This is a genomic window from Kitasatospora sp. NPDC058218, assembly GCF_042882445.1.
GTDB lineage: Bacteria > Actinomycetota > Actinomycetes > Streptomycetales > Streptomycetaceae > Kitasatospora.
On record NZ_JBHVWC010000057.1, the window covers coordinates 18,982 to 35,297 of the forward strand.

Consider the following 16,316-nt stretch of genomic DNA (forward strand, 5'->3'; position numbering starts at 1 on the left):
GCCCGTCAGTCGCCCTGCCGCCGAAAGACCAGCGTGCCACACCTGCGGGTGGCTTCGACGCCCCCGGGTAGGTGCAGCGGCCCCTGGCCGCGCCAACCGGTGACCAGCAGATCGATCGTTTCGAGGTGGCGCGCGAAGAGGTCGCCGGCCGGACAGCCCGCCCGCAACGCGGCCCTGCGCAGCACCCGGCGGCGCACCGCGGACGGCAGTTCGGCCAGCTTCGCGGCGTCCAGGGCGCCCTCGCCGGTCCGCAGATCGCGCTCGGCGAGCGCGGCCCACTGGTCCAGCGCGTCGGCGTCGTCACGGAACAACCGGGCCGTCCGGGCCAGTGCCTCGACCACGCCGCCGCCGAGGTGCTTCTCCAGCACCGGCAGCACCTCGTGGCGCACCCGGGAGCGGGTGTAGGCGGGGTCACAGTTGTGCGGGTCGTCCCAGACCGGGATCGCCTGGGCGGAGCAGGCCTGGCGGGTGGCGGCCCGGTCGAGCTCCAGCAGCGGGCGGCGGTAGCGGCCCTTCTGGGCCGGCATGCCGGCCAGCGAGCGGGCGCCGGAGCCGCGGGCCAGGCCCAGCAGCACCGTCTCCGCCTGGTCGTCGCGGGTGTGGCCGAGCAGGACGGCGACGGCGCCGTGGCGCTCGGCGGCCGAGTCCAGCGCGGCGTAGCGGGCGTCCCGGGCGGCGGCCTCGGGGCCGCCGGCGCGGCCGACCCGGACCGGCACGGCCTCGACCGGGTCGAGCCCGAGCGAACGGAGCCGCTCGGCGACCTGGGCGGCGCGGTCGGCGGAACCGCTCTGCAGGCCGTGGTCGACGGTGACGGCGCCGACCCGCAGACCCAGCTTGGGGGCCTCGAAGGCGGCCGCGATGGCCAGCGCCATCGAGTCTGCGCCACCGCTGACGGCGACCAGGACCAGCGGCGAGCCGGGCGCGGCCGGGGTGCGCGGCAGCCCGGACGGGTGGCGGTGGGCGTTGCCGATCAGGGTGGTCCCGACGGCGGCGCCGACCAGGGGCGCCCCGCTCGGGCGCTCGCGGGGCCGGCGCACGGGCGCGGTGAAGGTGGTGCCGGCCTCGGCGGCGAGGTCGGTGAGCGTGCGGCGTACGGCCAGGCGTATCGCTGCGACAGCGGGGTGTGGGCCCACGGCGGACGACTCCTTGACGGAGGGAACAGGACGGCGGTGGGCGCGGCGGGGACCGCGCATTTGTGAGCACCGTGTTACCGGGCGCTCACAGATGGTGGCAGAAAGGAGGCACCCGCTACGCCACCCGCGCCACCGGTACGACCACCGTCCCACGTACGGGTGAATGGAGAAACGTATCTTCACCCGCCATCTGCACGATTGGACCACTCGTACGAACGGCTTTGACCGCTGCCGACCACCCGGAGCCGAGCGCGCGCCGAACCCGCGATCGGGCGAAGATCCCGCCTCACCGCGCGACGCGGGCCACCCAGGCGGACGGGTCGTGGATCTCGTCCTTGGTCGGCAGGGTGTTCGGGGACGTCCAGACCCGGTTGAAGCCGTCCATCCCGACCTGCTCCACCACACCCCGCACGAAGACCGCGCCGTCCTGGTACTGACGGAGCTTGGCGTCCATGCCGAGCAGCCGGCGCAGCACCAGGTCGAGCCGGTTGGCCCCGCGGTCCCGACGCTGCTGGAACTTCTCCCGGATCTCCGCCACGCTCGGCACCACGGCCGGGCCCACGCCGTCCATCACGACGTCCGCGTGACCCTCCAGCAGCGACATCACGGCCGTCAGGCGGCCGAGGATCTCGCGCTGGGAGGGCGACTGGACGATCTCCAGCAGGCCGGTGGAGCCCGCCGCCTCGCCCCGGCCGCCGAGACCCGGCAGGCCGCCGCCGAGCGAACCGGCCGCGTCCCGCAGCCGGTCCAGCAGCGCCCCCGGGTCGACGTCCGTCTCGGCCAGGAACGACTGCACCTCGGACTGGATGTGGTCGCGCAGCCACGGCACGGCGGTGAACTGGGTGCGGTGGGTCTCCTCGTGCAGGCAGACCCAGAGCCGGAAGTCGGCCGGGTTCACGTCCAGCTCCCGCTCGACGTGCACGATGTTCGGCGCCACCAGCAGCAGCCGGCCCGGGCCGGGGCCGTCGGGGCCCAGCCGGGGCTTGTCGAAGAGCGCGGCCGGGCTGTCCGGCGCCTCCAGCGAGGGCTCGGCGGGGGCGAAGGTCTCGTACTGACCGAGCACCTTGGTCGCCAGGAAGGCCAGCAGGGCGCCGACCTCGATACCGGTGGCCTTCTCCCCCACCGTGCCGAAGACGCCGGCGGCGGCGCCGCCGGTCCGGCGGGCCTGGAGCTTCTCCACCAGCGGCTGGACGACGGTCCGGAAGCCCGCGACGTTGGCCCGCACCCAACCGGGGCGGTCCACGATCAGCACCGGGGTCGCCGCGGCCGCGCCGAGGCTGCTGGAGCGCATGCCGGTGAACGTCCGGACGTGCTCCTCCGCCTCCAGGGCGTGCCGGCGCAGCTCGGCGACCACGGCCGCCGCCTCCGCGCGGCTGACCTCCGGCCCCGGCCGTACCAGCCTGGTCGCTGTTGCGACCGCGAGATTCCAGTCGACCATGTCAGCACCGCCGCTCGCGCTCGTCATGCCCTCACCGTACGTGCTCCGGCCCATCGGGGGGAGCCACGGGTGCCCACGTCCTGCCGGACGGGCGACCGGACGCCGGCGCGCCGGTCGGCGGCCGCGCGGAGCCGAACCCGCCGTCCGCGCAAGGGGATCGGCCCGGAGCGGGGGTCGGCGCCGGTGGTGGCGGCGCCGCGCCCCGGTGGTCGGCTCAGTGGCAGCCGCAGGCGGCCAGCCTGGCCACGATGCGGTCCATCGCGGCGCGGGCGGTGTCGGCGGACGCGCCGGTCCTCGTCATCACGGCGAAGGTGAGCAGCCGGCCTTCGGCGTCCACCACCGTGCCGGCCAGGGTGTTGACGCCGCTCAGGCTGCCGGTCTTGGCCCGGACCAGCCCGGCCGCCTCGGCGGCGCCGGAGCCGGCGCCGAAGCGCTTGCCGAGGGTGCCGGTGAAGCCGGCGATCGGCAGACCGGTGAGGACCGGACGCAGCGTCGGGTGCTGGTCCGAGGCGGCCAGCGCGAGCAGTTGGACCAGGACGCCCGGCGGGATCGCGTTGCCCGGGTACAGCCCGCTGCCGTCGCCCAGGACCACCCCGGTCATCGGCACGCCGAGCCGGGCGAGCTCCTGGGTGACGGCGGTGGCGGCGCCCTCGAAGCTGGCCGGCTGGTGCGCGGCGAGTGCGGCCTGACGGGCGATCGCCTCGGCGAGGGTGTTGTCGGAGGTGGTCAGCAGGCGCTCGACCAGGCGGGCGACGGTCGGCGAGTCCACCCGGCCGAGGACGGGCGCGGTGGCGGCCGCGGGGGCGGCGGCGGGCTTGGCCTTGCCGTCGACGGTGACGCCCTGGGCCTTCAGCAGGGCGGCGAAGGCGTCGGCGGCCTGGCCGGCCGGGTCGGCCACCCGGGCCGGCGCCTCCTCACGGCTCTTCGGGTCGACCCGGCCCTCGTCGACCATCAACGGGGTGACCAGCGCGATGTTGGCGGCGTCGTGGTTCTTGTGCTGCGGGTTGCCCGAGTAGAGCGAGAGGTCGTAGTCGAGCTTGACGGTGGTGGTGCCGCCGGCCTTGAGGGCGTCGGCGGTCTGCCGGGCCAGCGCCTCCAGGGAGGCGGGGGCGGTGTCGGCGTCGGCGGGCAGGCCGCCGATCTGCACCTGGTCGGGGGGCAGCGCGGTGAGGGTCGGGTCACCACCACCCACGAGGGTGATCTCGCCGGGGTTCGCGCCCTTGACGACCCGGGTGGTCAGCCGGGTGTCGCCCGGGATCAGCGAGAGCGCCGCGACGGTGGTCGCCAGCTTGGTGGTGGAGGCCGGGGTGGCGGGCGTGTTCTCCCCCGAGCCGTAGAGGAGTCGGCCGCCGGCGGCGTCCGCGACGGCGAAGCTCACGGTGCCCAGGTTCCGGTCGCCGAGGGCGGCGGCGAGGGCCTGCTGGAGGCCCTGGGCGGTCGGCACGGCGGCGGTCGGGCCGGCATCGGCCGAGGCCAGGACGGCCCCCGCGGCGGGGGCCGGGCGCCCGGCGGCCGGGGTGGCGGGAGTCCCGGACGGCGCGGCGGGGGGCGTGGTGACGGCCGAGGGGGCGGTCGGACCGGCCGGCCCGGCGGCGCCGGTGGGGTCGGGTGACTCCGCCGCGCCTGCCCGGTTCCTGGCCGGGTCGCCGCTCCTGCCCCGGTCGTCGCCGCGGCCGTCACCCCGGTCGTCGCCCCGGTCGTCGTGCTTCCCGTCCTCGCCGTGGCCCGCGCTGTGCCCGCCGGGCGAGGGAGAGGGCTGGGCGTACGCGCCGCCGCCCGAGGACAGCACCGTGCCGGCGACCAGCAGCGCCGCCCCGAACAACCCTGCGGCCGTCCCCCTGCGGCGGTCTCCCGCCCCGACCCCTGCTCCCACCGACCGGCCCCTTTCCTGAGCACCCGCTCCCGTAGGAGACACTTGGATTCTGTCAGTCCCTACCTTGGAGGAACCGTTGGAGTTCGACGTCCTTATCGAAATCCCTAAGGGCTCGCGCAACAAGTACGAGGTCGACCACGAGAGCGGTCGCCTTCGCCTTGACCGGATGCTGTTCACCTCGACCCGCTACCCGGCCGACTACGGCTATGTCGAGGGCACCCTGGCGGACGACGGCGACCCGCTGGACGCCCTGGTCATCCTTGAGGAGCCGACCTTCCCCGGTTGCCTGATCAAGTGCCGCGTCATCGGCATGTTCAAGATGACGGACGAGGCCGGCGGCGACGACAAGCTGCTCTGCGTCCCGGCGACCGACCCCCGCTGGGAGCACCTGCAGGACATCCACCACGTGTCGGAGTTCGACCGTCTGGAGATCCAGCACTTCTTCGAGGTCTACAAGGACCTGGAGCCCGGCAAGTCCGTCGAGGGCGCCAACTGGGTCGGCCGCGCCGAGGCCGAGGCCGAGGTCACCGCGTCGATCAAGCGACTGGCGGAGCAGGGCGGTCACTGAGCCCTCGTACCGATCTCGTTCGCAGGGCGTTCGAGGTAGGTCGGGGCAGTCGGAGGCCGGGGTTCGCGGAGTTGTCCGCGGATCCCGGCCTTCGCCGTTTCCCGGGCCAGCCCGCTCCTCCGCCGGCCCGACGTTTTGCCGACACCCTGTCGGCATGATGGCGACTTAGGTTAGGCTAACCACAAAGTCGGGGCCGATTTCGATCTCTGGAGGCCGCATGCCCACGCCCGAGCAGCCCGTCCCGTTCTCCACCGTGCTCCGCACCGCCAGCAGCGAGGAGCACGAGGCCGCGGAGCAGTCGTCGTTCATGAGCCACCTGCTGGGCGGGCGGCTCGGACTGGACGCCTACGCCGACCTCACGGGCCAGCTCTGGTACGTCTACCGGGCCCTGGAGGGCCGGGCCGCCGAGCTGGCGGACCACCCGGTGGCCGGACCGTTCATCGACCGGGCCCTGCTGCGCACCGCCGCCATCGAGCGCGACCTGGAGCACCTGCGCGGGCCCGGCTGGCGCGAGGGGCTGGCCCCGCTGCCCGCCACCGCCGCGTACGTGGCCCGGGTGGAGGAGCTGGCGGCCGAGTGGCCGGCCGGGTACGTCGCGCACCACTACACCCGCTACCTCGGCGACCTGTCGGGCGGTCAGATCATCCGCGGCATCGCCGAGAAGACCTGGGGCTTCGAGCGCAAGGGCGACGGCGTGCGGTTCTACGTCTTCGAGGAGATCGACAACCCGGCCGCCTTCAAGCGCGACTACCGGGCCAAGCTGGACGCCGCCGGGCTCGCGCTGGACGACATCGAGCGCCGCCGGGTGGTCGAGGAGTGCAAGCGCGCCTTCGTGCTCAACGGCGCGATCTTCCACGACCTGGACGGGCGTTACCCGCTCAGCGCCTAGCCACCGCGGCGCACGGACGTTCCCGCACGGGGGCGTTCCTGCCCGCGTACATCCAAGCACCGGGCCCCGGCGAGCAGTTGCTCGCCGGGGCCCGGTCGCGTCTGGGCGCGGGATCAGGCCTGCGCGCCACTCCGACGGCGGACCACCACGGTGGCACTGCCGCCGAGCAGCAGCAGGCCGGCCGCGGTGGCCAGCAGCGGCACCACCGGGGTGTCCGCACCGGTGGAGGCCAGCGAGGCGCCGCCACCGGTGGTCAGCGAGGCACCGCCGACCGTGCCCGTGCCGGAGCCCGTACCGACGCTGGTGCCGCTGCCGACGCCGGCACCCGTACCGGCCGGCAGCTGGGCGCCCCTGTCGAAGGCCAGCGCGACGGTGACCGGGTCGAGCGCCTCGCCCGCCGGGTAGCTGCCGAACGCCGGCACGCCCTCCGCGGTCAGCGTGGCCGGGACGCCGGAGAGCGTCACCACGCCGTTGACCGGGGCGAAGTCGGCCTTGGCGAGGTCCAGCTTGGCGATCCGGACGCCGGAGAGCGAGGTGTCGCCCTTCCCGTCCCGGGACTTCGCGTTGACGTCGGCGGTCAGGTAGGCGCCGTCCTTGTCGATCTTCAGGCCGAACTTGGCGAGGGTGGTGTCCAGCTGGTAGCCGCCGCCCTCCGGGTGGCCGAGGAAGCGGACCGAGCCGTTGAAGCCGGCCGACACCGCGTGCGTCGCGGTGTTGTAGGTGCCGCTGCCGCCGCCGAAGCGGTAGTCCGCGGCGCCGCCGCCGAACTCCACCTTGCCGTTGGCCATCGTCGTCAGGTACTTGCGGAAGCTCTCCTTGACCGACCAGTCCAGGGTGGCGTTCACGATGGCGAGTTCGCCGGTGCCGCTCGGCCTGGCGGTGGCGGACGGCGAGCCGGTCGCGCCCGGGGACTGCGACGCGGACGGCGAACCGGTCGCGGAGGGCGAGGCCGAGGCCGACGGCGAACCGGTACCGCCCGGGGACTGCGACGCCGACGGCGAACCCGTGCCGCTCGGCGACTGCGACGCGGACGGCGAACCGGTCGCGGAGGGCGAGGCCGAGGACGAGGCGGACGGCGAACCGGTACCGCTCGGCGACTGCGACGCCGACGGCGTGGCGGTCGGCGACGGCGTGGCCGGGCTCTGCTTCAGCAGCAGCGCCAGCGGGTCCATCGCCGTCCCGGCCTGGTAGAAGCCGGCGAACGCCTTGGACCCCTGCTCGGTGAGCGCGGCCGCCGTCGGCACCCCGGTGGTGGTGTCCCGGCCGACGGTGAACGTCACCAGCGGCACGTCGTCGCGGCGGGTGACCTCGGTGGCGCCCATCGACTCCTTGGAGGCGGTGTCGGCGGTCAGCGTGCCGGTCGTGCCCGAGGTGGAGATCTTCAGGTCGCTCAGGCCGACGTCCAGCGCGCCGTGGTGGGCGGTGAAGCGGACCCCGCCGGTGAAGGCCGAGGTGAGCGAGTGCGTGGTGAGGTCGTAGGCCGCACTCGCCAGGGCGAAGTGGAAGCTGCCGTCCGCGTTGGTGGTGGCGCCGCCGGTCAGCTCCACGCTGCCCTGGCCGACCGGACCGGTGACGTAGGTCCGGAAGCTGCTCTTCACCCCCCAGTCCAGCGCACCGGTGTCGTACGTGACGCTGCCGGGCGCGCCCGCACCGAAGGCCAGGGCGGGCGCCCCGAAGGCGGTCAGGCCGAGGCCCGCGGTGGCCGCGGCGAGGGCGGCCAGCCGGGTGCGGTTGCGGCGGCCTGCGGGCATGGCGGTGCTGCGGGACATGGTGGAACTCCGTTCGGTGAGCGGGGGACGGGAACCGACGTCAGGCCGCGTCGGTGGGGGTGGAACGGCGCCGGCGCCGGGCGAGCACCGCGGCGGTCGCGGCCAGCGCGACCACCAGCAGGCCACCGGCCACCGCCGCCGGGACGCCGGCCGAGGAGGAGGACGCGGCGGCGGGCGCGGCCGCGGGCGCCGTGGTGGCGCTCGGGCTCGGCGCGGCCGGCGGGGCGCTGCCGATGTCCGGCAGCGGGGGGAGCGCGGCGGCCGGGTCGAGCGCGACGGCGAAGCTCAGCGGGTCCATCTCGGTACCCGCCGGGTACAGGTTGCCGAAGGCCTTGGCGCCGGCCTCGGTGAGTCTGAGCGGAAGTTCGGTGGCCTTCAGCAGACCCACCTCGGGCGTCAGTCCGGCCGCGTCGAAGGCGGCCAGCTCGACGGCGGTCAGCGTCTGCGAACCGCCGTCGGGCGTCCGGCCGGAGACGTCCGCGACCAGCCGGCCCTGGCCGCCGGCCACCGTCACGCCCGGGTTGGCGAGGGTGAGGTCGAGCCCGTAGGCGTCGCCGCTGCGCATGCCGGTGAAGCGGACGCTGCCGCCGAAGGAGGCGGTGAGGGCGCCGGCCGCCGGGTCGTACCCGCCCTTGGCCGGGGTCCAGCGGAAGAACGCGCCGCCGTCCGCCGCGCCGCCGCCGAGCTCCCAACGGCCCTTGGCGATCGCACCGGTGACGTAGTCGCGGAAGGTCCGGCGCACGCCCCAGTCGAGCGCCCCGTTCGCGAACTCCGTGCGGGCCGGGGCCTCGGGGGCGGCCGCCGGCGGGGTGGCCGCCGGCTGCTCCGGCGTCGCGGCGGGCGGGGCGGCGGGCGTGGTCGGCGTGGCGGTCGGCGCGGCCGACGCGGCGGACGGCGACGGGGCCGCCGAGGTCGGCTGCGCCGCCGGCAGGTTGACCGAGAGGCTGACCGGGTCCAGCGCCGTCCCGGCGGTGTAGAAGTTGCCGAAGGCCTTCGCGCCGGCCTCGGTCAGCGTCGCGGGCACGCCACTGAGCGCCAGCGTGCCGGCGGCGCCGCGCAGGTCGACCCCGGCCAGCGAGAGGTCGGCGAGCTTGGCCTGGCTGACGCTGCTGACCTGGCCGGTCTCCTTGGACTTGCTGCTGACGTCCGCGTAGAGCCCGGCACCGCCGCCGGCGGCGGCCCGGAAGGTGAGCCGGCCGATGCTCAGGTCGAGGGCGTTGGCGCCGTTCTCCTGGTGCCCGGTGAAGCGGACCCCGCCGGAGAACGCGGCACTCAGCGCGCCGGTCGCCGGGTCGTACGCGCCGTTGGCCGAGTGGAACCGGAAGGTGCTCCCGGCGACCGTGGCGGCGCCGCCGGTGAGCGCCCAGCTCCCCTTGGCGATCGGGCCGGTGACGTACGTCAGGAAGGACTGTTTGATCCCCCAGTCCAGCCGCCCGCCGGACACCTTGCCCTCCGCCGCCACCGCCTGGCCCGGTAGCAGCGCCACCGTCAGGAGAGCGGCGAGGGTGGCCACCAGAGTGGCGGCCAGGCGACGGAGCCGTCTGGGCAGAGGCACGGCGGATCACTCCTCGGCACAACAGGGGAGGGGTCGGCGCAGCGCCGACCCCCTTGCGAAATTCAGGTAAGGCTAACCTAATATATGAGTCAAGAGTCCCGCCGCCCACCCCCACCCACCGCCGTCGGCGGCGACAACTCCCAGCGAAGGGACGCACGTTGAGCAGCAGCACGATCCGAACCCGGGTGGCCCGCGGGCCCCTCCTGCTGCTGGTGGCCCTCGGTCTACTGCTCGCACTGACCGCCTGCGGCTCGGGCGCCGGCGCCGCCGGAGCGGCCGCCGAGGCCGGCGCCTCGCGCGCCCCGGACGCCGTGGAGCCGCTGCCCGAGGAGCCCGCCCCCCGGCTGCCGGCCACCGCCGCCTCCGCCGACGGCCGCCGGGTGACCGTGACCAGCGCCGACCGGATCATCCCGCTCAACGGGAGCCTCGCCGAGATCGTGTTCAGCCTCGGCCTCGGCCCCAAGGTGGTCGCCCGGGACGTCTCCACCACCTTCCAGCAGGCCGCCGCGCTGCCGGTGATCACCCAGGCGCACGACGTCTCCGCCGAGGGCGTGCTCTCGCTGCACCCGACCGTCGTCCTCGCCGACCGCTCCACCGGCCCGGCCGAGGCGATCGCGCAGATCCGCGCGGCCGGCGTCCCGCTGATCGTCCTGGACGACGCCAAGCAGCTCGCCGACGTCGGCCCCCGGATCGACACCGTCGCCGCCGGCCTCGGCGTCCCGGACGCCGGCCGGCAGTTGAAGGAGCGCACCGAACAGCGGATCACCGGGGCGAGGGCCGCGCTGCCCACCGCCGACCGCCACCCCAAGGTCGCCTTCCTGTACCTGCGCGGCAGCGCCTCCGTCTTCCTCCTCGGCGGCCCGGCCTCCGGCGCCACCTCGCTGATCGAGGCCGTCGGCGGCGAGGACGCCGGCAAGACCGCCGGGCTCACCGGCGACTTCACCCCGCTCACCAGCGAGGCCCTGGTCAAGGCGGCCCCCGACGCGATCCTGGTGATGAGCAAGGGCCTGGAGTCGGTCGGCGGCGTCGACGGCCTGCTCAAGCTGCCCGGCGTCGCCCAGACCCCGGCCGGGCTGGACCGCCGGATCGTCTCGATCGAGGACGGCCAACTGCTCAGCTACGGCCCGCGCACCCCGCAGGTGCTCCGCGAGATCGCCGACCAGCTCTACCCGGTGGCCGCCAAGTGAGCACCGCCGTACGGAAGAAGACCCTGGCCGTGCCCGGGCCGCGGCGCACCGCCGTGATCACCGCCGGCCTGGCCGCCGCCCTGGTGCTCTGCGCCCTGCTCGCGGCCGGCATCGGCGCCTACCGCATCCCGCTCGGCGACATCCTCGCCTCCTTCGGCCACCGGCTCGGCCTCGGCGGCCACGCACTGGACCGGGTCCCCGAGTCGGTGCTGTGGAACGTCCGCCTCCCCCGGGTGGTGCTCGCCCTGCTGGTCGGCGGTTCGCTCGGCTGCGCGGGCGCGCTGATGCAGGGCGTGTTCGGCAACCCGTTGGCCGAGCCCGCCGTGATCGGCGTCTCCTCCGGCGGCGCGGTCGGCGCGGTCGGCTGCATCGTGCTCGGCCTGGACGCCTTCGGCACCTGGACCATCACCGCCTTCGCCTTCGCGACCGGGCTGCTGACGGTCTTCGCGGTGTACGCGATGTCCCGCTCCGGCGGCCGCACCGAGGTGGTCACGCTGATCCTCACCGGGGTCGCGGTGAACGCCTTCTGCGGGGCACTGATCGGCCTCTTCCTGTTCACCGCCGACTCCGCCGCGATCAACCAGGTCACCTTCTGGCAGCTCGGCTCGCTCTCCCAGGCCACCTGGGGCAAGGTCCTGGCCGTGCTGCCGTTCGCGCTCGTCGGCCTGGCCCTCGCCCCCCGCTACGCACGGCAGTTGGACCTGCTGGCGCTCGGCGAGCGGCCGGCCCGCCACCTCGGCGTGGACGTCGAGCGGATGCGCCTGGTGCTGATCACCCTGGTCGCCCTGCTCACCGCCGCCGCCGTCGCCGTCAGCGGCATCATCAGCTTCGTCGGCCTGGTCGTCCCGCACCTGCTGCGGATGGTGGCCGGACCGGGCCACCGGTTCCTGCTGCCCGCCTCCGCCCTCGGCGGTGCGCTCGTGCTGGTCGCCGGCGACCTCGCCGCCCGCACCCTGGCCGAGCCGGCCGAACTCCCGCTCGGCGTGCTCACCGCGCTGATCGGCAGCCCGTTCTTCTTCTGGCTGCTGCGCCGCACCAGGACCAAGCAGGGAGGCTGGGCATGAGGCTGCGAACCCGACCCGAGGTACCCGGACGCCCCGCCCCGGGCACCGAACTGCTCACCGCCGAGGCGGTCCGGCTGACGATCGGCGGGCGCGAGCTGCTGGCCGGCGCGGACGTCCGGGTGACGGCCGGCGAGGTGGTCGCCCTGCTCGGGCCGAACGGCGCCGGCAAGTCCACCCTGCTGTCCGTGCTGGCCGGCGACCTCGCACCGACCGACGGCGAGGTCCGGCTGCTGGACCGCCCGCTGGCCGGCTACCGGCCCGCCGAACTCGCCCGGCACCGCGCGCTGCTGCCGCAGTCGGCCGCCCTCTCCTTCCCGTTCCCCGCGGACGAGGTGGTCCGGATGGGCCGCGCCCCCTGGGCCGGCACGGCGGCCGCCGCCGAGGACGACGCGGTGGTCGCCGAGGCGATGGCCGCGACCGAGTCCACCGCCTTCGCCGGGCGGCCGTTCACCGCCCTCTCCGGTGGCGAGCGGGCCCGGGTGGCACTGGCCCGGGTGCTGGCCCAGCGGACGGCGCTGCTGCTGCTGGACGAGCCCACCGCCGCCCTCGACCTGCGCCACCAGGAGCTGGTGCTGCGGGTCGCCCGGGCCCGGGCGGCCGCCGGGGACGCCGTGGTCGTCGTCCTGCACGACCTCTCGCTGGCGGCGGCCTACGCGGACCGGGTGGTGCTGCTGACCGCCGGTGCCACGGTCGCGGACGGACCGGTGGCCGAGGTGCTGCGCGCACCGCTGCTCAGCGAGGTCTACGGGCACCCGGTCGAGGTGCTGGCGCACCCGCGCACGGGCGTCCCGCTGGTCCTGCCGGAACGCGACCGGTGAGCACCGGGGAACGCCGAGCACCGGCGGGCCGCCGGGAGACCGGCTGGGGACGACGCCGGGGGCCGGCCGGCGGAGGAGGCCGGGAGGTCGGCCCCCGGCGTCGTCGAACCCCCGGTCAGGCCTCGTCGTCGAGCCGGAAACCCACCTTCAGGCCGACCTGGTAGTGCTGGATCCGGCCGTCCGCGAGGTGGCCCCGGACCTGCGTCACCTCGAACCAGTCGAGGTTGCGCAGCGTCCGGGAGGCCCGCTCGACCCCGTTGCGGATCGCGGCGTCGATGCTCTCGGTCGAGGACCCGACGATCTCGGTCACCCGGTACACGTGCTCGCTCATGACGGACTCCCTCAGCTGTGCGACGGCCCCCGTCCACCGTGCACCGCCACCGGGAGGTCCGCACTCCGGCGCCCGCCGGGCAGGCCTCAGAAGGCCGCCCGGACCTCGCCCACCGGCACACCGCCACCGAGCAGCGGCGCGGCGCCGATCCGCTCGACCGTACCGTCCGCGGCCGTCACGCCGAGCCGGCGCAGCGCGGCCGCCAGGACCGGCCCGCGGGCCCGCTCGGAACCGTCGTCGATCTTGAAGGCGAGCGCCCGGCCGTCCGGCAGCGCCACCACCTGAACGGCCTCGGCACCCATCTTGGACAGCGCGCCCGGCACCGCCCGCATCAGCCAGGTGTCGGCCCGGCGGGTGCCGGCCACGTACTCGGGATGCGCGCGCATGGCGTCGACCACCCGGCGCTGCGGCGTCCCCGGCTCGGCGCGCAGCAGGGCACGGTAGCCGCGGGCCAGCCCGGTCAGGCTGACGGCCAGCAGCGGCGCGCCGCAGCCGTCCACCCCGGCGTGCGCCGCCGACTCGCCGGTGGCCTCCTCCAGGGCCTCGCGGGCGAGCAACTGGAGGGGGTGCGCCGGGTCGAGGTAGGTCCCGGTGGGCCAGCCGTTGGCGACGCAGGCGGCCAGCCAGCCCGCGTGCTTGCCCGAGCAGTCCATCAGGATCGGTGCGCGCTCGCCGCCGGACCGCAGGTACAGCTCCGCCTCGGTCTCGTCGAGCGGCAGGTCCGCCGGGGTGCGCAGGGCGGACTCGTCCAGCCCGGCGTCGCTCAGGATCCGCCGTACGCCATCCCGGTGAAACGATTCCGCAGAGTGGCTGGACGCCGCCAGCGCCAGCAGCTCGCCCTCGATCGCCAGGCCCGCCCGCAGGGTGGCCACGGCCTGGAACGGCTTGGCGCAGGAGCGCGGGAAGACCGGCGCTTCGGGGCTGCCCAGCGCGAACTCCACCGAGCCGTCGGCGGCGAGCAGTACCAGCGATCCGTGGTGCCGGCCCTCGGTGAAGCCGGAGCGTATGACCTCGGCGAGCACGGGCAGGGTGACGGAGTGGGACATGGCGGAGGCCTTCCGGAGTGAGGGTGAGCCGGGGGCGAGCCGGACCGCACGCCCGCCCCGGACACCTCACCCGGTCAGAGCGGGCCGCCCGCGAGCAGGTCGTCGACCCGCGCTTCCCCATCACGGTACCTGCGGGTGATCTCGGCACTGCAGCCGTCCGCCGTCCGCAGCAGCAGCTGCCGCCGGCCGGACACCTCGCGCTCGTGCGCCCGCAGCCGGTCCAACGCGGCCAGCAGGTCCTCGGGCGGGTGCGCGGCCAGGTCGGCCAGCTGGACATCACCCATCAGGGCGTCCGCCTCCAGTTGGGACTGCTGACCCCTGGGCGGCCCCAGGGTGACGTGCCGGGCGGACCGGCGCACCGTCGACGGCGCGTCGGTGAGGATGGCCGGCAGCCGGTCCAGCAGGGCACTGCCCGCCGGGCTCTCACCCCCCGCCGCCACCAGGAGCGCACCCGGCCTGCGGTCCAGCTCGGCCCGCAGGATGTCCATCCGCCCGTGCAGCAGGCGCCGCAGATAGGAGAGGTCCGCCTCCTGCTCCAAGGTCTCCCGGCGCAGGGTCCGCAGCTGCTCCAGGCCCAACCCCTCCAGATCGGGCTCTCCCTCCGGGCCCGCCGCCGGGCCCGGAGGACCCCCCGCCGGCTCCAGGTCCTCGGGCATCCGCCCGGACCGGTCCCGCCCCGCGCTGCTCGCGTCCATCAACCAACCACCTGCCGTCGTCCGATCCCGCCCGCTCGCGGCACCCCGTCGCCTGCCGCCGGTCCGACCCGTCCCCCCGGCGGGCCGTCGCGCGTACCCACCGCGCACACCCGTCCGACGGCACGCGCGATCGCCCCCGAAGGTTCCCGCCCCCGGCGACGCCACCCCACGGGGCGAAACCGCCAGAACGCCTGACCCACCGACTCGACCGCCCGGCCGAACGGGCCCGGCGCGGCGGACCTTGGCGCCCCGGACCCTCGTACCGCCCCAGCGTGCCACCCCGCCCACCGCCGGTGCACCGCCCGTGCACCCGAACGGCCCCCTGGCGAACGGGGGTGGCTGATATGACCGGGGCTTTTCGCAGCAGGAGCGGCACCGCCCGGCGCGCAGGCGCACACAACCCGGCGCGCAGCTACCCCATGCACGCCCCTCGGGGGCCGCGGAAGCGCGCTGCCGGCTCCGGCACAATGGCCGCATGCGAGCAGTGGTGCAGCGAGTGACCGAAGCCAGGGTGACGGTGGCCGGCGAGACCGTCGGCGCGATCGAGGGGCCCGGGCTCTGCGTCCTGGTCGGCGTCACGCACGAGGACACCCCCGCCAAGGCGGCCCAGCTGGCCCGCAAGCTCTGGACGCTACGGCTGCTGGAGGCACCCGCCGGGGACGGGCCCGAGGCCGGGGAGAACGGCGTCGAGCTCTCCTGCTCCGACCTGGGAGCGCCGCTCCTGGTGATCAGCCAGTTCACCCTCTACGGGGACGCCCGCAAGGGCCGCCGCCCCACCTGGAACGCGGCCGCCCCCGGCCCGGTCGCCGAGCCGCTGGTGGACGAGGTGGTCGCCCAGCTGCGTGCGCTCGGCGCCAAGGTCGAGACCGGCCGGTTCGGGGCGGACATGCGGGTCGCGCTGGTGAACGACGGCCCGTTCACCGTCCTGGTCGAGGTCTGACCGGCGGCCGGTCCGGCCCGTCCGCCCCCGTTCGGCCCGGCTACTGCGGGACGATCACGTCCTGCGTCCCCGGCACCGTCCCGGCCAGCAGCACCGCGTCCACCGGGACGTTGCGCTTGACGATGGCCAGCGCGATCGGCCCCAGCTCGTGGTGGCGCGCCGACGACGTCACGAAGCCCAGCGCCCGGCCGGCCGGGTCCGAGGCGAGCCGCACCTCCGTACCGTGCGGGGGCAGCACCTCCTCGGTGCCGTCCAGGTGCAGGAAGACCAGCCGGCGCGGCGGCCGCCCCAGGTTGTGCACCCGGGCGACGGTCTCCTGCCCGCGGTAGCAGCCCTTCTGCAGGTGGACGGCGCTCGTCAGCCAGTCCACCTCGTGCGGGATGGTCCGGTGGTCGGTCTCGAAGCCGAGCCGGGGCCGGTGGCCCTCGATCCGCAGCGCCTCGTACGCCCAGATCCCGGCCGCCGGGCCGTACCCCCCGGTCAGCGCCGCCAGCTCGGCGCGCGGCAGGAAGAGGTCCCGCCCGTACGGCAGCTCGCGCACCGCCGCCGCGCCGTCCGCCGAGGCGGTGGAGCCGGCCGGCAGGTGGACCACGGCGTAGTCGGCGGTCGCGTCGGCGACCTCCACCCGGTAGAAGAACTTCATGCTCTCCAGGTAGCCGACCAGCGCCTCCCGGGTACCCGGCTCGACGTGCGCCCAGGTGGTGGTGCCGTCGTCGACCAGGTACAGGGCGTGCTCGACGTGCCCGTTCGCGGAGAGCACCAGCGCCTCGGTGGCCTGCTGGACGGGCAGCTCGCTGACGTGCTGGGTGAGCAGCAGGTGCAGCCAGGCCAGCCGGTCGGCACCGGTCACGGTCACCACACCGCGGTGCGAGAGGTCCACGAAGCCCCTGCCCCGGGCGAGGTCGCGTTGCTCGCGGAAGATGTCGCCGTAGTGGGCGGCCACGCCCTCGTCGGTTCCCTCGGCGGGGACGGCACCGGGCAGCGCAAGCAGCGGGCTCTTCATACCGGCC

The 16,316-nt window shown here is 75.5% G+C and carries 15 protein-coding genes; 6 read left to right on the top strand and 9 right to left on the bottom strand.

The window, feature by feature from the left end; translation table 11 throughout:
• Positions 1 to 5 precede the first annotated feature (5 nt).
• From tilS to dacB, 3 genes are all read right to left on the bottom strand, one after another.
• Positions 6 to 1,133 carry a tRNA lysidine(34) synthetase TilS gene (gene tilS, locus ACFVYI_RS30895; protein WP_387891714.1) on the bottom strand — a complete coding sequence of 376 codons (1,128 nt, stop codon included), beginning with the start codon at positions 1,131 to 1,133 and terminating at the stop codon, positions 6 to 8.
• 286 nt (positions 1,134 to 1,419) lie between these two features.
• A complete protein-coding gene (locus ACFVYI_RS30900; protein WP_387891716.1) occupies positions 1,420 to 2,598 on the bottom strand; it encodes a zinc-dependent metalloprotease in 1,179 nt (392 codons plus the stop codon).
• A 187-nt stretch (positions 2,599 to 2,785) separates the two neighbouring features.
• Positions 2,786 to 4,444 (bottom strand): D-alanyl-D-alanine carboxypeptidase/D-alanyl-D-alanine-endopeptidase, encoded by a 1,659-nt coding sequence (gene dacB / locus ACFVYI_RS30905; protein ID WP_387891718.1) that lies wholly within the window; start codon positions 4,442 to 4,444, stop codon positions 2,786 to 2,788.
• A 76-nt stretch (positions 4,445 to 4,520) separates the two neighbouring features.
• Between dacB and ACFVYI_RS30910 the strand changes: the two genes are divergently transcribed.
• Together ACFVYI_RS30910 and ACFVYI_RS30915 are read left to right on the top strand one after the other, a co-directional pair.
• Positions 4,521 to 5,012: an inorganic diphosphatase gene (locus tag ACFVYI_RS30910; protein WP_329492202.1), complete on the top strand. Its 492-nt coding sequence runs from the start codon at positions 4,521 to 4,523 to the stop codon at positions 5,010 to 5,012.
• Between the two features lie 217 nt (positions 5,013 to 5,229).
• The gene (locus ACFVYI_RS30915; RefSeq protein WP_387891720.1) at positions 5,230 to 5,901 is read left to right on the top strand and encodes a heme oxygenase (biliverdin-producing); all 672 of its coding nucleotides are present in this window, start codon (positions 5,230 to 5,232) and stop codon (positions 5,899 to 5,901) included.
• Between the two features lie 113 nt (positions 5,902 to 6,014).
• On the opposite strand, the gene ACFVYI_RS30920 is transcribed toward ACFVYI_RS30915, so the two are convergent.
• Together ACFVYI_RS30920 and ACFVYI_RS30925 are read right to left on the bottom strand one after the other, a co-directional pair.
• The gene (locus tag ACFVYI_RS30920) at positions 6,015 to 7,670 is read right to left on the bottom strand and encodes an HtaA domain-containing protein (RefSeq protein ID WP_387891722.1); all 1,656 of its coding nucleotides are present in this window, start codon (positions 7,668 to 7,670) and stop codon (positions 6,015 to 6,017) included.
• 40 nt (positions 7,671 to 7,710) lie between these two features.
• Positions 7,711 to 9,225, bottom strand: coding sequence for an HtaA domain-containing protein (locus ACFVYI_RS30925; RefSeq protein WP_387891724.1), 1,515 nt, complete (start codon positions 9,223 to 9,225; stop codon positions 7,711 to 7,713).
• Positions 9,226 to 9,383: 158 nt separating this feature from the next.
• Here ACFVYI_RS30925 and ACFVYI_RS30930 point away from each other — a divergent pair, with 158 nt between their 5' ends.
• Genes ACFVYI_RS30930 through ACFVYI_RS30940 form a run of 3 tightly spaced genes read left to right on the top strand, consistent with a single transcriptional unit; the run spans position 9,384 to position 12,294 of the window.
• The gene (locus ACFVYI_RS30930; protein WP_387891725.1) at positions 9,384 to 10,412 is read left to right on the top strand and encodes a hemin ABC transporter substrate-binding protein; all 1,029 of its coding nucleotides are present in this window, start codon (positions 9,384 to 9,386) and stop codon (positions 10,410 to 10,412) included.
• 23 nt (positions 10,413 to 10,435) lie between these two features.
• Positions 10,436 to 11,476, top strand: coding sequence for a FecCD family ABC transporter permease (locus ACFVYI_RS30935; protein WP_387891788.1), 1,041 nt, complete (start codon positions 10,436 to 10,438; stop codon positions 11,474 to 11,476).
• Positions 11,473 to 12,294, top strand: a complete 822-nt coding sequence (locus ACFVYI_RS30940; protein WP_387891727.1) for a heme ABC transporter ATP-binding protein — start codon at positions 11,473 to 11,475, stop codon at positions 12,292 to 12,294. Before ACFVYI_RS30935 ends, ACFVYI_RS30940 begins: the two co-directional genes overlap by 4 nt.
• Before the next feature lie 115 nt (positions 12,295 to 12,409).
• Here ACFVYI_RS30940 and ACFVYI_RS30945 read toward each other — a convergent pair whose 3' ends face one another.
• The 3 genes from ACFVYI_RS30945 to ACFVYI_RS30955 form a co-directional block, all read right to left on the bottom strand.
• The gene (locus tag ACFVYI_RS30945) at positions 12,410 to 12,625 is read right to left on the bottom strand and encodes a dodecin (RefSeq protein ID WP_360625025.1); all 216 of its coding nucleotides are present in this window, start codon (positions 12,623 to 12,625) and stop codon (positions 12,410 to 12,412) included.
• An 86-nt stretch (positions 12,626 to 12,711) separates the two neighbouring features.
• Positions 12,712 to 13,671, bottom strand: coding sequence for an asparaginase (locus ACFVYI_RS30950; RefSeq protein WP_387891729.1), 960 nt, complete (start codon positions 13,669 to 13,671; stop codon positions 12,712 to 12,714).
• 74 nt (positions 13,672 to 13,745) lie between these two features.
• A complete protein-coding gene (locus tag ACFVYI_RS30955; RefSeq protein WP_387891731.1) occupies positions 13,746 to 14,366 on the bottom strand; it encodes an ABC transporter substrate-binding protein in 621 nt (206 codons plus the stop codon).
• A 475-nt stretch (positions 14,367 to 14,841) separates the two neighbouring features.
• Here ACFVYI_RS30955 and dtd point away from each other — a divergent pair, with 475 nt between their 5' ends.
• Positions 14,842 to 15,306: a D-aminoacyl-tRNA deacylase gene (dtd, locus tag ACFVYI_RS30960; RefSeq protein ID WP_387891732.1), complete on the top strand. Its 465-nt coding sequence runs from the start codon at positions 14,842 to 14,844 to the stop codon at positions 15,304 to 15,306.
• Between the two features lie 40 nt (positions 15,307 to 15,346).
• On the opposite strand, the gene ACFVYI_RS30965 is transcribed toward dtd, so the two are convergent.
• Complete coding sequence (locus tag ACFVYI_RS30965) at positions 15,347 to 16,309, bottom strand: YgfZ/GcvT domain-containing protein (RefSeq protein ID WP_387891734.1); 963 nt, start codon at positions 16,307 to 16,309, stop codon at positions 15,347 to 15,349.
• Between the last annotated feature and the right edge of the window lie 7 nt (positions 16,310 to 16,316).